General features: G+C 40.7%; 13 protein-coding genes. 3 read left to right on the plus strand and 10 right to left on the minus strand.

What is annotated here, in order from left to right; translation table 11 throughout:
- Positions 1–15: 15 nt before the first annotated feature.
- The gene (locus JZO85_RS20655; protein ID WP_430732926.1) at positions 16–528 is read right to left on the minus strand and encodes a DNA-3-methyladenine glycosylase I; all 513 of its coding nucleotides are present in this window, start codon (positions 526–528) and stop codon (positions 16–18) included.
- A gap of 68 nt (positions 529–596) precedes the next feature.
- Complete coding sequence (locus JZO85_RS20660) at positions 597–953, minus strand: VOC family protein (RefSeq protein WP_207110409.1); 357 nt, start codon at positions 951–953, stop codon at positions 597–599.
- A gap of 411 nt (positions 954–1,364) precedes the next feature.
- Here JZO85_RS20660 and JZO85_RS20665 point away from each other — a divergent pair, with 411 nt between their 5' ends.
- Entirely contained in the window at positions 1,365–2,831 is a 1,467-nt protein-coding gene (locus tag JZO85_RS20665; RefSeq protein WP_207110410.1) for a helix-turn-helix domain-containing protein, read from the plus strand.
- A 41-nt stretch (positions 2,832–2,872) separates the two neighbouring features.
- On the opposite strand, the gene JZO85_RS20670 is transcribed toward JZO85_RS20665, so the two are convergent.
- Entirely contained in the window at positions 2,873–3,574 is a 702-nt protein-coding gene (locus JZO85_RS20670) for a DUF975 family protein (RefSeq protein ID WP_207110411.1), read from the minus strand.
- A gap of 82 nt (positions 3,575–3,656) precedes the next feature.
- A complete protein-coding gene (locus tag JZO85_RS20675) occupies positions 3,657–4,523 on the minus strand; it encodes a LysR family transcriptional regulator (protein WP_207110412.1) in 867 nt (288 codons plus the stop codon).
- Between the two features lie 107 nt (positions 4,524–4,630).
- Here JZO85_RS20675 and JZO85_RS20680 point away from each other — a divergent pair, with 107 nt between their 5' ends.
- Together JZO85_RS20680 and JZO85_RS20685 are read left to right on the plus strand one after the other, a co-directional pair.
- Positions 4,631–5,194: a chromate transporter gene (locus tag JZO85_RS20680; RefSeq protein WP_207110413.1), complete on the plus strand. Its 564-nt coding sequence runs from the start codon at positions 4,631–4,633 to the stop codon at positions 5,192–5,194.
- On the plus strand, positions 5,194–5,742 hold the full coding sequence (locus JZO85_RS20685; protein ID WP_207110414.1) for a chromate transporter: 549 nt from the start codon (positions 5,194–5,196) through the stop codon (positions 5,740–5,742). The genes JZO85_RS20680 and JZO85_RS20685 overlap by 1 nt, the downstream gene beginning before the upstream one ends.
- A 396-nt stretch (positions 5,743–6,138) precedes the next feature.
- Here the strand turns inward: JZO85_RS20685 and JZO85_RS20690 are convergent, their stop codons facing one another.
- From JZO85_RS20690 to JZO85_RS20715, 6 genes are all read right to left on the minus strand, one after another.
- Positions 6,139–13,944, minus strand: coding sequence for an InlB B-repeat-containing protein (locus JZO85_RS20690; protein WP_207110415.1), 7,806 nt, complete (start codon positions 13,942–13,944; stop codon positions 6,139–6,141).
- A 272-nt stretch (positions 13,945–14,216) separates the two neighbouring features.
- Positions 14,217–14,927 (minus strand): winged helix-turn-helix domain-containing protein, encoded by a 711-nt coding sequence (locus JZO85_RS20695; RefSeq protein WP_207110416.1) that lies wholly within the window; start codon positions 14,925–14,927, stop codon positions 14,217–14,219.
- Between the two features lie 46 nt (positions 14,928–14,973).
- On the minus strand, positions 14,974–15,387 hold the full coding sequence (locus JZO85_RS20700; protein ID WP_207110417.1) for a hypothetical protein: 414 nt from the start codon (positions 15,385–15,387) through the stop codon (positions 14,974–14,976).
- 2 nt (positions 15,388–15,389) lie between these two features.
- Positions 15,390–15,818 (minus strand): LytTR family DNA-binding domain-containing protein, encoded by a 429-nt coding sequence (locus tag JZO85_RS20705; RefSeq protein WP_347401814.1) that lies wholly within the window; start codon positions 15,816–15,818, stop codon positions 15,390–15,392.
- 82 nt (positions 15,819–15,900) lie between these two features.
- Positions 15,901–16,989, minus strand: a complete 1,089-nt coding sequence (locus tag JZO85_RS20710) for a class C sortase (RefSeq protein ID WP_207110418.1) — start codon at positions 16,987–16,989, stop codon at positions 15,901–15,903.
- Positions 16,990–17,072: 83 nt separating this feature from the next.
- On the minus strand, positions 17,073–18,779 hold the full coding sequence (locus JZO85_RS20715; protein ID WP_207110419.1) for a SpaH/EbpB family LPXTG-anchored major pilin: 1,707 nt from the start codon (positions 18,777–18,779) through the stop codon (positions 17,073–17,075).
- Positions 18,780–18,790: the final 11 nt, after the last annotated feature.

Consider the following 18,790-nt stretch of genomic DNA (forward strand, 5'->3'; position numbering starts at 1 on the left):
TATTTTTATATAGAATTAATCCGTATTCCAGACACGATCCTGCATGATACCTGCTGCTTTAAGGAACATACAGGTAACGATCGGTCCAACAAAAGTAAATCCTCTTTTTTTCATATCCTTAGCGATTACGGTAGCTTCCGGTAACGTATTAGGGACTTCATCCACCTGCTCATACTCATGAACGATTGGTACGCCGCCTACAAAATCCCAAAGATAATCAGCAAAGCTGTCATAGTCTTCAAGCAGTGTGACGATTGCTCGTGCATTTTGTACCACCGCTTTGATTTTTCGTCGATTGCGAATCATTTCTGGATCTTCTGCAATTCTTTCGATATCCTCTGGAAAGAAAGCTGCTACCTTGTAAAAATCCATCCCGCAAAAATTTTTCTCGAACACCTCACGCTTCCCCGCAGCTGCCTGCCAGCTTAATCCGGCTTGAAAAACACCGACCGTCAGCAGCAGAAACAGCATTCGGTCATCACGCGTTGGTTTTCCCCATCGCTCGCTGTACCAGTATGACTTTTTCACCATTCATGCACCGCCTTTGCTGCCTTCATCATAACAAAAAAAGGCCGGCCTTTCAGCCGACACTTCCTCTAAGCTTCTTTGTGACAAACAGCTTCAATATTGTACCCATCCGGATCAAAAACAAATGCCCCATAGTAATTCTCATGATAATGCGGCCGTAATCCTGGCGCGCCATTATCTGCTCCGCCAGCCTTTATGGCTGCTTGATAAAACTGATCAACGGAGGCTCGTTCCTTTGCTCCAAATGCTAGATGAACCTTACTTGGTTCGTTTTTTACGATCCAGAGATCTCCACCATCGGCACCAAAGCATACGCCATGCGCCATCTCAATTTTCACCTGATACCCCAACGGCTTCAACGCTTCTTCATAAAAGGCTTTGCTTTTTGCTAAATCAGACACACCGATACTCAAATGATCAATCATATATTGCACCATCCCTTCACTATATTACTCTCAGTATAGCGTAAAAAAAGAGCGCTACCAACCTGATTTTCTACGAATCAAATGAACACTATTAAGCCAGCTCTTCCTCCCTTTAATAGGTATCGTTACTTTCTCCTTAAAAATAACTATCCATATTTTGAACGGATCATAATTTTTTTGGTACAGGTAAGAGAACAACGAACATTTGAGGCTCCTAGCAAAGCTTTTTCAGTAAAAAAACGTTCAAATAGAACTATTTTTCATCAATTGATCAATTATTCGCAGTCATTGACGAATTTTTAAAGTCAATCGATGCATGGTCTTAACATTCAGTGAATGTGGGCTATGCTAAAATCAACTTATAAATAACTTTTGTGAGAAATGAGATTTCTATAGAAAGGCGTGAAGCGCATGTTTAGAGAACTGTTTTTGACCAATCAGCAGCAGAAAAAAATCCAGTTTTTCAAGCGGATGGAAGGGTATCCTGAAGGTGAGTATTCCGTCCACACCCTCAGTCATAAATTCGACTGCAATTATCAACCCTTTTTACAGATGCTGCGTGAGCTCAATGACACCCTCATCGAGCTTAAGGAAAAACCGCTATTTATTCAAGCTTCAAAAATTTATTGGAAAAGCGACCCTGAACGGTCAAATCGATTTCTGATTTCCCAGGTTAGACATTCCGTTCCTTATCGCTTTATAGCGACCTCCTTATTCCAGCCCGAGAAAAAACTTTCAGACTTCAGCAAAGAAAATTACGTCAGCGAGTCCACGACCTTACGCAGAATGCGGCCGCTGATCGATTATCTGACCGAATGCAATATCCAGCTCAATTTTTCAAAAATGACGCTGTCTGGTCACGAAGCCGTGATTCGCTTATTCTACATCAAAGCACTTTGGGCTGCTTCATTAGGAGAAGATTTAACAAAAGACGAGCTAGATTTTACTGCTGAAGATCATTTACTCAGAGAATTATTGTCCCTGTTCCCTTTGCATCTTCATCCTAAATTGCTCCGCCTGATGCTGCTTGTCTGCCGCCTGCGAAATGAGCAAAAGAATTTTTTAAACGAGGCACCCTTTGATGATTTGCTATTCTCACAAACAACTCCGCTGCTTGAACGCTATCTGTCCAATCTGCTAGAATCACCTGTGCAGATCAAACGAAATGTAGAATTTTTCAATTACCTATTCTATTACTATCCCTATTCGGTCAAAAAGGATGCCCATAAGCTCAATCCGTTAATGCTTTATTACGCGAAAAATGTGGAAGAACGCGATCCCTTATGCTTGGCTATCGACAGCTTTTATCGCTATTGTGCAAAAGAGCTGTTACAAAATCTATTAGACGAGCACGAAGAAAAAATATTATTGAATAACATTGCTCGAACCTTTTTGGGCTACTCGATTCAAAAGAAAAAAATCCCGATGCTTTTTGAAACAGGCAATAAGGAACAGTTTCTGCAATCGGAGCTGTATCGCGAGTTATATCCAGCTGTCAAAAAAGCGATCCAGAAATTAAGCCGCCGCAGAAAGCTCGAATGGCTGACGGCAGTCAATGAGTCGCTCTCAAGGACCTTGTGCTTGAACCTGCTGCCGCTTTTTAGCGCGAATAATGAAAAAATCCGTGTCGGGCTAGTTTCCATCCCCAACTATCTCTATTTACAGCATGTCGTTAAATTTCTGAACAATCTAAACTTCATAGAAATTGTTTTTCAGCCGCAGCCAGATGAACCGATCGATCTCTTTATTACGACATTCAAAGAACTGCTGCCGTCACAAAATAGTGACTACTATCTAATCAATATCCTGAACGCCGATTATAAATCGGATCTTTTGCCGCGTTTGTTGGCGATCCAAAATAAGAAGAAATTTGCATAAAAAGACGTCTGGCTCAATCTTCATTGAGCTCAGACGTTTTTTTAGATATTGGCTTGCAAATCTTCGTAGAAAGCCGCTTTAGTAGCCGAAATATAAGGGGCTACCCATAAGTAGGCGATCCCTAGGGTCAATGCAATGACAATGTACCAGCCGATAAACGTAAGGTCCAGCCAAAACAAGCGTCCCTTATGCCCATCCATCAAGCGACGACTGGCCGTAATCGTATCCAGTACTTTCGGCTTTTCACCCGTTTGCTGGATTTGATCATAATAGATAAAATAGCTTTGGGAATAAGCATACGCTTTTACGATCCCAGGAATAATAAATAGAAATGTCCATAAAGTAGTAAAAATATTGGTAAGCAATGCTAATAGGATAACACCGCCGATAAACACGCCTTGAAACCCGCGAAACGCATCCTTCAATGGTTCAATATGAGTTCGTTCCCCTCTTATTAAATCCAAATACGTCCAAGAAATCCCACTCATAAACAGTGCGCTGATAATTGAAGAAACCAGACTCGTTCCCCCACCGCTCGCATTGTTTTGTTGATACTCTGAAACAGAAGAAATCATATTATCGCCTGATCCATGAATAAAGAACCAGATAACCCCTGATAATACGACAAAAAACAACACCGCTACCGTCAATAATGTCGGAATCAAGTTTAAGATGACGGCCTGTCCCCATTTTCCTCTCAGCGCATTCTTTGCCTCTGCCTTTAATTCAGCAGTCGTTTTCATAACCCAATAACCCCTTTCTGTTCAATATTCTAATATATGGTGACTATTTTAGAAAGTCTTTTGAATAAACTTGTACAATTACTCATTCTATCGGATGCAGCATTTTCCAAAAATCAGCCAGCATCCTTGGTTGGTAACGGCTCTTGCGAACTAAAACCGTAATATCATTGGTCAGCTGCCAATCATCGATCTTGATTTCTTTCAAGCTGCCCTGCAAAAGCTCTTCCTTGACCAATCGATAAGGCAGCACAGACAGACCAAAGCCCGCTTTTAGCGCTGAAATCAACGCCTGCGAATCAATGCTTTCCCAAGCTGGAAACAGCTTAAACCCCTGTAAAACAGCGACTGATTCAAAGGCCTCCCGCACCGCACTTCCTCGCTCTCGCAATAATAGCGGCCGCTGGATAAGCTCTTCAAAACTGAGCTGAGACTCTTTGGCATCGGCAGCCGCAACCACACACAAGCGATAATCTGCAATTTTTTTAGATTCAAAAGCTGGCTGCAGGATATGCCCTTCGATAAAGGCCAAATCTACCTCCCCGCGTTCTAAACGAGCGATAGAATCAGAAGCCGGAAAAACTTGGACATTGAAGCTGGCCGCTGGATATTTTTCAGTAAATCTGCGCAGCAGCTGCGGCAATTCAGTTTGCGCATAGGTGATGCAGGAAGCAATTTTTAGCGGCGGCTGTTTTTCTAAATTCGGCAGATGGGCTTCTACTGACTCAAACCCCTCGATAAGCGGCTGAATTTCACGTAGAAATAGCTCACCGGCAGGAGTCATTTCTACACCGCGATGCAGCCGTTCAAAAAGCTGGGTGCCCGCTTCATCCTCTAAGTCCTTTACTGCATGAGACACCGCCGATTGCGTCAGATATAGATTATTCGCTGCTCTCGTAAAATTTTTTGTCCTCGCGATCTCACGAAAAATGACACACTGCTTAAAGTTCATCAGTAACCTCCCATGAATTCTATTCATACTTGTATGGTAATACTATCATTTCACACATGCCAAACCAACCTTTATACTAGAAGAAAAGCAAACAGAAGGGGGATTCCATGACAAAATTAAAATTTTACTCATGGTTAGCAGGTATAAATTTATTTATCAGCGCCTTTACATTCGGTGGCGGCTACGTGGTCGTTCCGATGATTCGTAAATACTATGTGGAAAAAAAGGGCTTGTTTACCAACGACGAACTAATGGAGATGGCTGCTGTCGCACAGTCTTCTCCCGGGGCCATCGCTATCAACCTCAGTGTACTCGCCGGAAAAAAAGTTGCTGGCATGTTAGGCGTGTTCATCGGAGCCATCTGCTCCATCATCCCTCCCCTAGTGATCTTGGGATTGATCTCAAATTGGTATGCAGCTTTTGCCGCCAATCAAACAGTCATGGCCGTATTAAAAGGGATGCAGGCTTGCGTGACCGCATTGATCATCGATATAGTGATCGATATGTATCAGTTGATTCGACAAGAACATTCAAAATTACTAAGCGCACTGGTTCCCTTTGCCTTTATTGCGAATGTCTTTTTTAATTTGAATGTCATCTATATTCTGTTGTTCAGCATCGGGAGTTGTCTGGTGTACACATACTATCAGCAGAAGAAAGAGGGGCAATAATGCAATTATTTGAGACTTTTCTAAAAATCGGTTTGTTTAGTATCGGCGGCGGCTATACCATCATTCCGCTGATCCAAGAGCAGGTCGTTTACCAGCAGGAATGGCTGAGCGAGCAGGTTTTCGCCGATATTATCACGATCTCACAGATGACGCCCGGACCATTGGCGGTCAACACCTCAACCTTTGTCGGTATGCAGATTAATGGGATCTACGGCGCCCTTGTAGCAACAATCGGTTGTATTCTCGGCGGCTGCATCATTTCAATCTGCTTGTACCAATTCTTTCAAAAATATCAAGAATCCATTTTTGTTTCTGCGGCATTAAAGAGCCTGAAAGCCTCATCGGTTGGTTTGATCATGTCCGCCGGCTTTACGATTCTAACGATGACTTTTTTTGGAACATCTGAATTATCCCGCAGCCTGTTTTCTCGTTTTGATTGGCAAGCGGCAATATTATTCGCCGCAGCATTGATGATCTTGCGAAGATTCAAGCCCAATCCAATTTTTCTGATGTGTCTGGCAGGAATCGTTGGTTTTCTTATTTATTAAAAGCCCAAAAGGGTCATTCGTAATGCGTTACATAAATTCTTTCCAGTTTTATGGGATTTGTGCATTAAGCCTAGTACAATTTAGTTGATGGAGGTAATCTTTCACGATGCGGAGGCATATTTCCTTGGAAGAATTGCTTTTATCATTAGACGCTAATTGACATGTTGAGAACTGTTAATTAACAAAGAAGAAAAGCCTCTTTGCTATTTCTTCAAATCTTACCTTGCACAGTGCCCACTGAATATCTTCTGTGAAAGAAAACTTTAAAAATGCCCCTCTATTAAGTTGGTGGAAAATCTCTAAGATAACTTTCCAGCAGTCAAATATACATTACTCATAAATATAACAAAAGGTCCTTCCCACTCATAATTAGTGGGAAGTGACCTCTTCTTAATCTTATTTCAATTTTTTACGTTTCAGTACAGCGAAGGCTGCAAGTCCTACGAATACAAACCCTGTAAATAACAGATACGGAGATTGAACTGAACCTGTTTCTGGAAGAGATTTCTGTTTTGAAGCATTGCCAATACTGGATTGGTTGCCTCCAAAAATTCCGTTACTATATCCTCCACTATAGTTATTGCTCGTTGTTGCACCATTTTTCTTCCACTTCGCATACAAAGTGATATCACTTGTCGCTAGTGTAGCGAAGTCATATGCTTGAGTCAATTCCTCATCTGTGTACCAGCCCTCAAAGGTATATCCTTCCTTACTTGGAGCTGTTGGTTGTGTAAACGGTGTATTTGCCTTAACTGTCTCTGATTCCGTTTTACTACCACCATTTGTTTCATATGTTACCGTATATTCTTTTTCTACATTTTGTACCCATTTTGCATACAAGACAAGGTTCCCAGTTGCTGGTGTAGCGAAATCATACGCTTTCGTTAACTCTTTATCCGTATACCAGCCTTCGAAAGTATAGCCTGATCGACTTGGATCATTTGGCTTCGTGAACGGATTGCCTTTCTTAACTGTTTCTGATGCAACTTTACTTCCACCATTCACCTCATATGATACTGTGTATTTCGTTTCTACATTTTGTACCCATTTCGCATACAAGACTAAGTTTTCTGTCGCTGGTGTATTGAAGTCATACGCTTTTGTTAATTCTTTATCCGTATACCAACCAGCAAAAGTATAGCTTTCCCGACTTGGATCTTTCGGCTTCCCAAACAGTTCACCTTTCTTAACTGTTTCTGATGCAACTTTACTTCCACCATTCACTTCATACGTTACCGTATACTCTGTTTCCACATTTTTTAACCATTTTGCATACAAGACCAGATTTTCAGTCACTGGTGTATTGAAATCATACGCTTCAGTTAATTCTTTATCTTTATACCAGCCTTCAAAAGTATAGCCTGCCCGACTTGGCTCTTCTGGCTTCGTGATCAGTTCGCCGCTATTGACGATTTCTGACTCAATCTCATCGCCGCCATTCGTCTGATAATCGACTTGGTAAGTTTCTTGCTTCCAAAGTGCGTAGATGATTGTATCTTCAGAAATTTCCTTCGTGAAGTCAAACTCTTCCAATCCATTTGGATCTTTATACCAACCAGTAAAGATATATCCAGGTCTTGTAGGATCAGCCGGTGCGACAACACAATCGCCTTCCAATATCATTTGATCATCAAGCGGATCACCACCACCTGTATCGAAAGTTACTCTATACTCTTCAAGTTTTTCCCATTTAGCATAGATTGACAAATTAGCAGAAATTGTTTCATTGTCAAAATCAAATACCTTGGTATGTTGAGCATCTTTGTACCAACCAGCAAATTTATATCCAGGTTTTGTCGGATCAAGTGGGCGAGCTAGTTTCTCTCCATCTTGTACTTCTTGCTTAATTGGTGCTTCGCCATTGTCCAGTTCAAAAGTAACTTGATGACTTGGAATTGTAATATCTTCCTGCTTCCATTTGGCATAAAGCGTTACATTTTCAGTAATCGTTTCATTTGTAAAATCAAACAGAGTTAAGAACGTTTGCTCCTTATACCAGCCTTCAAAAATATAACCTGCTTTCGTTGGATCCGTTGGCTCCGTTGCTTTACTACCGTCTTCGATCGTTTGTTTTGCGACAACGGAACCGCCATTACTGTCGAAGATAACATCAAACTTCTCTTTCGCTTTGACTTTCCAGCCTGCATAGATGGTCGTCACTTCCGTGATCGTTTCTTTATCGAAATCGAACGCTTCTTTACAGTCCGCATCTTTGTACCAGCCAGTAAAGTCGTAGCCCGCTTTCGTTGGGTCTGTTGGCTTACTTGCTTTCGAGCCATCTTCTACTGTTTGTTTTGTGACCGCTGACCCACCGTCTGTTTCGAAGGTTACATCGAATTTTTCTTTTGCTTTGGCCTTCCAGCCTGCGTAGATGGTCGTCGCTTCCGTGATCGTTTCTTTATCGAAATCGAATGCCTCTTTACAGTCTGCATCTTTGTACCAACCGGTAAAGTCGTAGCCCGCTTTCGTTGGATCTGATGGCTTACTTACTTTCGAGCCGTCTTCTACTGTTTGTTTTGTGACGGATGAGCCGCCATCCGTTTCGAAGGTTACTTCGAATTTTTCTTTTGCTTTGGCCTTCCAGCCTGCGTAGATGGTCGTCGCTTTCGTGATCGTTTCTTTATCGAAATCGAATGCCTCTTTACAGTCAGCATCTTTGTACCAACCAGTAAAGTCGTATCCTGCTTTCGTTGGATCTGTTGGCTTGCTTGCTTTTGCGCCATCTTCTACTGTCTGTTTCGGTATTGCCGAACCGCCGTCCGTTTCAAACGTTACTTCGAATTTCTCTTTCGCCTTTTCTTTCCAACCTGCATAGATTGTAGTAGCTTTCGTGATCGTTTCTTTATCGAAATCAAAGGCTTCTTTACAGTCCGCATCTTTGTACCAGCCAGTAAAGTCGTAACCCGCTTTCATTGGATCTGTTGGCTTGCTTGCTTTCGAGCCGTCTTCTACTGTCTGTTTCGGTATTGCAGAACCGCCGTCAGTTTCAAACGTTACTTCGAATTTCTCTTTCGCCTTTTCTTTCCAGCCTGCATAGATGGTCGTTGCTTGCGTGATCGTTTCTTTATCGAAATCGAACACTTCTTTACAGTCGGCATCTTTGTACCAGCCAGTAAAGTCGTAACCCGCTTTCGTTGGATCTGTTGGCTTGCTTGCTTTCGAGCCGTCTTCTACTGTCTGTTTCGGTATTGCAGAACCACCGTCAGTCTCAAACGTTACATCTAATTTCTCTTTCGCTTTTTCTTTCCAGCCTGCGTAGATGGTTGTCGCTTCCGTGATCGTTTCTTTATCGAAATCGAACGCTTCCGTACAACCTGCATCTTTGTACCAACCAGTAAAGTCGTAGCCTGCTTTCGTTGGGTCTGTTGGCTTACTTACTTTCGAGCCGTCTTCTACTGTCTGTTTCGCGACGGATGAGCCGCCGTCTGTTTCAAACGTTACTTCAAACTTCTCTTTCGCTTTTTCTTTCCAGCCTGCGTAGATGGTTGTCGCTTCCGTGATCGTTTCCTTATCGAAATCGAAGACCTCTTTACAGTCGGCATCCTTATACCAACCAGTAAAGTCGTAGCCTGCTTTCGTTGGGTCTGTTGGCTTCGCGGCTTTTGCGCCATCTTCTACTGTCTGTTTTGGTATTGCAGAACCGCCGTCTGTCTCGAAGGTTACATCGAATTTCTCTTTCGCCTTTTCTTTCCAACCTGCGTAGATGGTCGTCGCTTGCGTAATTACCTCGGTATCGAAATCGAACACTTCTTTACAGTCGGCATCTTTGTACCAGCCGGTAAAGTCATAACCCGCTTTCGTCGGATCAGATGGTTTACTTGCTTTGCTTCCATCTTCTACTGTCTGTTTCGCGACGGATGAACCACCATCTGTTTCAAATGTCACGTCAAACTTCTCTTTCGCTTCCCAAGCTGGCCACATAATCATATTTGCCTTAATGGTGATTTGTTCACCAGGTTTATATACTCTGCCTCCAGCTTCCATTCTATTTGTCCAACCAATAAATTTGTATCCTTCTCGTACCAAAGTATTGCGATCCATGATCTCTACAACACTGTTTTTCAGATACGGTGATTTTTCATCAACCGGAATCTCACCTCCAGTTGCATCAGTATTTCTGTATACGATAGTGCATTCAGTACTTTCTACTGGAACTTCTTTCCATTGTGCGTATAGAACAGTATCTTTAGTGATTTTAAATGTTCCCCCAGCACTATACGCTGTCCCTTTGCCATCCTTTTCAGTATTCCAGCCTTCGAAAGAGTAACCTGCTTTTTCCAAGTTACCAGCTGTTAAAACTGTAACACTGCTATTTTCATTGTAAGGTGACTTAGAATCAACTGGTGCTGTTCCACTTGTATTTCCATTGCCATCGTAAGTCAGTGTGTACGATTCACCTTCTGGATCACCACCATCATCTTCTTCCCACACAGCCCAAAAAATCATGTCTCCCACAAGAGCTACCTTTTGTCCTGGTTTATATACTCTACCAGTCAATTCCATGCGGTTCGTCCAACCAACAAATTTATACCCTTCTTTTTTCAATTCTCCATTGCCCTTCACAGTCGCTGTATCTCCGTGTTTGTATGGGGAACTTGCATCAATCGGTGCCACGCCTTGCTCATCAGCCTGTTTAGCATAGCGAACAGGTATATCTTTTCCGTTTGGAACAATTTTTTTCCATTGAGCATATAAGTCTAAATCATCATCAATCCCATATTTATTTCTAGAACTATAGGTCGTTCCACTTCCATCTGGTTTAGTATTCCACTCATTAAAGGTATGTCCTTCTTTAAATAGATAGTCAGGAACCAATGGAGTGATTGGATCACCAACACCGTGGGCTTCTTCATCTACTGGCGGTGCTCCATCATCATGTCCATTACCATGATACGTAACCTTGAGCTCTCGTACCCAATAAGCATACAATGTAGTATCTTCAGTGATGTCAATTGTTTGACCCTCTTTATAAACTGCTCCAGTGTAATCTGCTTTAGTACACCATCCAGCAAATACATGCTTTTCTTTGGTCATGCCGTTGGCGCCCTTCACAGGTACTTTCGTATTTTTCAAATGGGGCCCTTCATCATCAACAGGAACTTCACCCTCATCGTTCCCATTGCCTACGTAGGTTATTTTTAACCCTTTCTCCCATTGCGCGTATAAAACCGTATCATCAATAATCTTAAACGTGTCGCTAGGCTTGTAGGCCGTTCCGCTACCATCTTTTTCTGTATTCCAACCATTAAAAAGATATCCTTCTTTTTCTAAATCACCTGGTTCTAAGACAGTAATTTCACTACTCAATGTATAAGGTGATTTATCATCTGATGGGACCGTTCCCTTCGTGCTTTCATTGCCATCATAGCTCAATGAGTACTTCTTATTACTATCCCGCCATTGTGCATACAGAACTGTATCACGAACAATCAACATTTTGTCATCCGGCTGATACATGGTTCCACTGCCATCTTTTTTTGTATTCCAACCAACGAACTTCTTGTCAGTCTTTTTAAGAGTACCTTCATCCTTCAATGTAACCTTGCTCTTCTTCTCATGTGATGAGGCCTCTACTGGTGCTGTTCCACTTGTATTCCCGTTACCATCATAAGTCAGCTTATGTGTTTCGGTCTTAACAGTCTGTGGCAACCCTAAATGCCAAATTCCCCCACCAAATGTCGTTGCATACATTTGGGATGGATCTCTTGTATCTTCTAGGACCCTTGTTGGCACCATATGTTGAAACTCATCAAGTTTTATCCAGTCGTCAAAACTAGTATTAGCACCTTTATATGAAACATAGACTTCCCCACCTACTGTATTACAAAGATACAATACATTATCGTTACGACTATCTACTTGCAAATCATAAACGTTAGCAGTTGAAGGGTAAATCATCTTCCAGGTCTTTCCATCATCTTGAGAAACCCAGCCGCCACCATAGTCCCTTTTACCAGGTTCTCCATTTACTGACGCTGCACGTCCAGCTGCATAGATATTCCCTTGCGAGTCAACAGAAAGCCCATTAAATGCAGCTACATAATCGTGTCCTTTTCTATTCGGTGGCATTCCTTCTGTGGGCATTGATGCTAATTTTTTCCATTCTTTTGCATCTCGTTCTAAGTAATAAACAGGCCCATCATCTGGATGGTAATCCAACAAGGCTAATTGTTGATCATAATTTCCCGGCGCTGCCCCGCCTGTTGGTGCGAAAATAACATATAAACGTGAGTAATCTGGTGTCCAAGTTAGTCGCCAAGGTGTTTGCTGTTTTGCATCGCCCATTCCATCAATAAATTTTCTCCAAGTTTGACCACCATCTTCTGATTTATAGACACCGTACCCCATACACGAAGCGTAAACAACACGTTTGTCTGCTTCTTTTGGACTTTTAGGATCAATAACGATATCCGTTACAACAGCTCGGTCTGGCAATCCAGAAACACCATCATTATCCCGAATCGGTACTTCACCAATTACTCCACTGGCTTTCCAGCTTTTCCCACTATCTGTTGAACGTACAATCCCGCCTGTAAATGATTCAAATTTTCGGTTCGCATTTTCATCTGTTGCATTTGCTAGTTGGATTACCCTAGAAACGTAAGATCCAATATTCATGTCATGAATTCCTGTAAAACCAGCAAAACATAATCCTTCAATATCCGGATCAAATGTAAATGCATAACAAGAATTGGAATAATAAACCTGCTCAGGTATTCCGTTTTTCTGAGATCTTTTCCAATTTTTCCCACCATCTGTTGATTCAAACAGCCCAACATCTGAATAACTCATAAACATATGGTTGGAATCAAATGGATCCACATCTACGTCCCAACTAGTAATCTGATCAATCCCTCTAGTGGAACCATATTGAGTATTTATATCAAAATCACTATTAGTATCTTTCCAAGTTTTTCCGCCATCTTTAGTAATATAGGCGTTTCCATGATTCGTACTGACCGCAATATCTGGATTTGTCTTTGAAACAGTCAATCCAGTTTCAACACCATTCCATCCCAGAGATGGGACGTCGCTTCCGATTATCTCTGTCCAGTTATGTCCAGTTATGTTGCCTGTATCCCAACCTTTCAAACTCGTCGCCCAAGTTTCCCCAGCATCATCAGAAACTGCGACACCAACACCGAAAGTCTGGTGTTTCCCGTTAGACGTTCGAAAACTCATGTAGACCTTATCACCATTAACTGCAACTCCGGCTATTTTTCGGTCAGTTCCAATATTGGAATCCTGATAATTTTTTGAAACACTCACCCAATTCTTGCAATCTGTTGAACGTAACAACTCTTTATAGGTATATTCTTCATCACCTTTTGGTGTAATCCTCACATCTGTTTCTATGACATAGAAAGTAGTTTTCTTTGTCTTTTCGTCGTAATACCAATCTCCGTTCCTTGAGGTCATATCAGAAATTGTTTCAATATTTCCTGAACCATCATCAACAACCTTATAGATTCCATCACTCGTTAATGCAGTAATTTCTCGCTTATTCTCTGGAGAATCTGGATCAATATAAAGCTTCATGTATTTCTCAAAACTATTTGTTACATAGCGGTGAAAGGTGAATTTTCCTTCTGGAAATTCAGCTACCGTTTTCCAGCTTTTCCCACCATCAACTGATTTTTGAATTGTTGCATTCATATTTTTTGCACGATTACCTTCATACCCACCTTTAGCAATATAGTAAAGGATATTTTCATTTTTTGGATCCACTGTAAGTCCCATCACACGATGCGTTGGCGCCTGATTTGGATCGTTAAGAAGTACTTCAACTCCCTCTTGAAGTCCAGAAGCTAATCCCTTGATGTTGCTTTCTGGTGGATAAAGTCTCTCGTAATTCTGACCCTTATCGTGTGAAACATAGATATGTTCGTGATAAGCATAAACAGTATTCTCGTTGTGTGGATTAAAAGAATACTTCACGCTTCCTAATAAATTCCGTTGAACAAAGCTTTCGCCTCCATCAATGGTTGAGAAGCTCCCCGACATATCCGTATTCATAACAATATTATTATCATCGGACGGATTAATCTGCGCGTTAAATAAGCCGCCACCGCCACCTGGTCCAATAGTTGGGCTGCTGCTCGCCGCTGCTTCGGCCGTCACCATACCAAAATTAGGTACAAACGAACCTAATATCATTATGATTGTTAAAATTGATGTTGCTACCCGTTGCTTTTTATTCATAATTTCCCCTCCCGAATTTAACCAAAAACATTTATTTCTACTTATTTTCCATCTAAAAGATATGATTATATAAGAAGAACATCATGTTTTAAGTATATCATCGAGTTTTTTTTAATATATGCCTCTTATTACTCATATAACGCTTATTATTCTATTATTTTCACCACTTATTCACTATTTCATTCATGTAAAAAAGTAAGCGTCATATACCAAGGTATATGACGCTTACAGTCATTCTCGTTTGATGATAACCTTTTTTGGGGAAAGCAAGTTTACGAAAGCAGCCGTTCTTGTTCACGTTCCTGTTCGTAATATTCTAAGGCGGTATTGGTAAGTAAATAACCCTCGCCCCAAGAAGTTTGGACCGTTTCTCCTGCTATTCCGTCTTTTTGGAAAGCGATCCGTAATTTCTTAATAAGGATCGAAAGCTGTGCTAAACGAGATTTCGTTGCACCGTCCTTCCAAAGATAGTCACAGAGATTTTCTCGCGAAATGACTTTACCGTTTGCTTGATAAAGCTTTTCCAATGCTCGTCGTTCTAGTTTTGATAAAGAGAGTGTTCCCGTAGTTTGGATGGCTGATTCTTCGCCGATTCGATTCCCAACCAGTGAAAGAATCGTTTCCTGTGATACTGGACGTTTTTCCCAGCGGCAAAGGGTTTCTCGTAGTTCTTCGACAGTCGCTGTCTCACTGATCCAACCATCAATGCCTTCTATTTGTTTTTCCGGTTCCTTTTCAAGCTTGCGTAAAATAGTTTTTGACTCCGGCAATACTGCCAGGATTTGCTGCATCTCGTTTTCAGAGATCGTTTCACTAAGAATGACATAATCAAAATAATTGATCAACGGCAGTTTTCTAGTCTGCTGGGTCATTAAATAAAGCATATTGGAGCAGCAGAAAACTTCATAATTCAAACGCTGAAGCTTTTTTTGAAGCTCTTTCTCCACTAAAATATTCTTTGTTAAAAGTAATATAGATATCATTTCTCCACCTCTTCTTTGGCGTAAGTTTGTTGAAAAATATTTATTTCTAATCTTTCTTTTGAAATTTTTTCTTTAACTGTTTGTTCATTTGTTCTGTCATTTTTACACTGACACTGAATAAAATGGCTTTTCCAATAAAAAAGCCGACGACCATGGTGACGAAGACCCACTTCATAAGTACTAAAGGAGTATTCCAGGCAAAAAACTGATTACAAAGGATAAAAGCTGAAAAGATAATGCCGAGATAAGCTGCTTGAATCCAAAAAACTCCTAGCAAATCCACTAAAGGATCAATATAGAAGATGACACATCCGACCCCTAATACTAATGAAAAGATCAGAATAGAAAACACACTTTCATTCGTTAGTTCTGCGCCGGTGAAGAGTGCAAACATGATACTCAAGGTAAATATGAACGTAAAGATGATAGTCAATTCCCGAATAACAACCCATTTATTCATGCTCACTCCTCCATCCCCAATTGATTCTTCAGATTTCTAACATAATTTCTTGAAATAGAGATCTTTTCATCGTTCCTCAACTTCACTATCAGCCGTCCATTAAAGGTAGGACTGATTAATTCAATCTTTTCAATATTAAGAATAACTGATTTGGAGACTCGAATATACTGTGTATCTTTATATTTTTCTTCTAACTGATAGAGTTTCTCTTTGATTTCAAAGACCTCATCTTTGGTATATAAAAAGACCTTCTTTTCTACAGCTTCAAAATAATAGACATCCCTTAATTTTATTTTATGCAGCTGTTCGTCCTTATTTACCCATAAAAAAGCATTTTTCGCTTGTAGCGAATTGATTAATCGCAGCAAATCATCATCTAATGACTTTACCTTTAGGACAAGTTCTTCCTCTCCCTGGTCAATAATATCCACTTTGATTTTGATAGAAAAAACCTCCCAACCTTCCCAGAATATTATACATAAAAAATAAATAATATGCTTTTAATTATTAATGTTATTTATTTTTATATGAAAAATTCGCTTGATTGATTTTGTCTATCCATAGAAAATACTGATCATGTTCTCCTTTCAATACATAGTTTCCTCCTCTTACATTATATCTAACCAGCTTTAAATCCTCATCCGGCCGCAATACAATCGGCTTCTTTTTTATAAGTACAGGTTTATTACTTTTTTTATAATATAGTTTATATTCATCCTGCTGCTTCCCGTGCATTAAAATGTTGTAGCTGCGATGACTGATAATCTGCTTTTTGATTCGCCGCCAGAACAGATAAATGATTCCTGCGAGTAGAAGAAGTCCTAAAGCAATGACTACAAACAGCAGCCATTTTTGCTTTTTCTTTAAAGTATCTAACTCCTGCTCAGCTTTATCCGGGACTTTTGTCCGTTCACCAGTTACTAATAAGCGATGAGAATTGACCATATAAGGCGTACATGTAAGTAATGTCACTAGATCTTTGCCTTCTTCAATTCGTAATTGTTCGGTTTCCTCCGGCTTGACTACTTGAACCTTCATCACTTTATAAGCAAATCTATTTCCACCGATCTCAATATAGAAAAGGTCCTTCTTTTTTAGCTTAGGCAAATCGGTAAAAAATTTCGCATTCGACAGTCCACGATGGGCAGAAATCACGGAATGAGTATTTTTTCCTCCGATTGGATAGGATGTTCCTTCCAGCAAAGAAGCCCCGCGTTCGAGAAAAAACTCACTGGTTCGATCGAAAATCGGTAAACGAACATCGATCTTAGGAATCGAGATCGTGGCAAGCGTATGATCCGATAAATAATCAGGGTTTTTAGAAAAATCCTGTTCCTCTTCTTTTCCAGAAAAAGGATCGCCGCCTGCATTGATTCCTTCTAAAGCCAATTTTGCATTTTTTTCCAACATTTTCTTTTGAGACGCTGCTAAATGTTCCTGATCTTTTCGATTGGCCTTTTCCTGTGCCTTTTCGATAATTTGTTGATCAATATAGGACATGACGGTATTTCCGATAAAAGGATATGCGATGGCTCCAATCCCAAATATTAAAACCAGCATCATAAGGACATCGATGATGATTTTTCTCTGCCATTTTTTCATTGAGCCACTCCCTTAATTGCAAAAACCGAGACTCAAATCGCAATGAATTGATATCCCGGTCTTTGATAGATCAGTTGTTTGCTTTATTCTTCAACTGTTTCTTTGTTGCGTAAAAAGTATGCACCTACCGCAAGCACTGCTACAGCGCCGATTGCGATAATCGCGTAGATACCATTTCCACCTGTGCCTGGTAAAGTACCTTTGCGTTTGTTTTCTACTTTAGTTTCAGCGTCAACTACGATTGTTGATGTGTACGTGCCATAGTCAACAGTGAAAGGAATATCTGAGGTTAATGCTACATAATTATCATTTGGTGTTTTTGTTTCCTCTAACCAATATTGTACTAATGGCTTGCCAACAGTCGCTGGATGTGACGGATCACCGACAGATGAACTTCCAGGTTTTGTTTCTAATGGCAAAGCATTACCAGCAGCGTCATGACTAACTGTTCCTTCAAGGCCTTCAACAGTGAACAAGCCGCCACCTGCAGAAGTTAATACAAGTGCATCCGCCTTGTTTGTTGACCAGCGAGAAGGAGACGATGTCGTTGCTTGAGCGATCATGTATTCAGTCACGCCATTATTTTTACGTTTCACGATGAATTCTGCACCATCTAAAGAAGTGCCGTTGTCTTGATCAACTTTTTTAAAGCGACGTCCATAAGTGATTACATCATCGCCAGTCCATGGTAATGTTTGTAAGCCATCTGACGGATTGTTTTCATATTGCAGCGTTGCTTGGTTATCAATCCACTCATCTGGTGTCGTATTTTCATCTAAATACATACGATATTTGAAGACTAATTTTTTACCAGCATATTTGCTAAGTTTAACAACGTTAGGTGTTTGTTTGGTTAAACTGTTCTCTGCGTTAAAGAACACATGGAAAATATTATCATAACCAGTTTTGATTGGCGTACCGCCTGGCTCCTCTACGACCGAGAAATCAACATCGTTGATTGGTGTCAAAGTGCCGTCGCTCTCAACCACATGTAAACCTTGGTTATCTAAATAATGTAAGTTCGTTTGTGCTTCATCACGTAGGAAGAATTGCGTATAACGATAGACTGGATTCAATGGATCATTATTTGCTAACCCATCGATCCCTACTGGCACTTCAAAAGTGATTTTGTATTCAATCGGCTCGCCGACAGTAAAATCATCTTTCACTTCTTTTTCCTTCACTACATCAATATCATCTGTTTGAACATTTTTTGGATATAAGAAAAGCTCAGATAAAGCCGTATTCGTAGGTGTGCCATCCGCATTCATTTTGTAGACTGGGAAAATCACAACCATATTGTCCGCTTTTGTTGTAACATTACTTGGTGCTGATGTTTCTACAAAGAGATACACTGCATCTTTCTCAACAGAGTTCACTGTAACTTTATCTGGTAATGTAAATTTCACATGTCCAGTTGCATCGGTAGTTTTTTCAGTACCGACAGCAGTCAAACCAGCCGCACCAGCAGGTGCAATTTCGTCACGCAACTTGTTGACATCCCAAGTTGGGTTATCTTCAGCTAGATCATAGAATTTTTCCGTTGCATCATACACCGTAAAACCAACATCTTTTAATGGACGTCCGCCTTGCCCAGTATGCCAAGTCTCATCCTTTTCACCAGTATTTTGGCGATCTGTGGGCATTGTATCATAAGCCCCTTTATAGATATTTACATCTACGTCTGCGGGTGCTGCCTCTGCGACAAGACTATTGCCTAATCCAGCAAAACTGCTGGCCATGAAGATAAGAACACCCAATAAACCCCAAATTTTTCTTTTAATGTTCATGCCTGATACTC

Origin of the sequence: Candidatus Enterococcus murrayae (assembly GCF_017315985.1) — a bacterium.
Taxonomy (GTDB): domain Bacteria; phylum Bacillota; class Bacilli; order Lactobacillales; family Enterococcaceae; genus Enterococcus_A; species Enterococcus_A murrayae.